At 28.7% G+C, this 471-nt stretch carries 1 protein-coding gene; it reads right to left on the bottom strand.

Features of this window, described 5'->3' with window-relative positions:
- Nucleotides 1–471 (bottom strand): MFS transporter (locus IMK15_RS06340; protein WP_192942292.1); only part of this gene is annotated, 471 nt, incomplete at both ends.

A 471-nucleotide genomic window follows, 5' to 3' on the forward strand; every position in this document is an offset into this window, starting at 1 on the left:
TACATCAGGTAGATGTTCTTCATGTTTTTTAATTTTACCAAGTGGTCTAAATGTTAGTATCATAAGGATAACTAGAACTGTTAATACTAGAAAATACATAGGTAAAAAGTTAAGTGAGTATTTTACACTTAATGTTCCTAGTATGTATGAGGCTATAGCGTATGAAACTGAACCCATACCTCTTGCAAAACCAAAATTAACTTTGTAGCCTCTACTCATATATTCAAATATGAAGGGATACATAAAAGTTTGTACATTTAAAAAACCACATAAAGCTACTGTATAGCTAGTGTATAGTATTAGTGGATTATCACATATTATCATTAAAATTATTGCAAACATAGAAACAATTAGTGATAGCAAAATTGAACTTCTAACTGTAAAGAATTCATATGTGTCTATCAGTTTAGCTAAGTAAGGTTGTATTATTACTGATAGTATAGAAGCTATTGCTAAAATCGTTCCTATAGT

The organism is Sneathia sp. DSM 16631 (genome assembly GCF_014892235.1).
GTDB lineage: Bacteria > Fusobacteriota > Fusobacteriia > Fusobacteriales > Leptotrichiaceae > Sneathia > Sneathia vaginalis.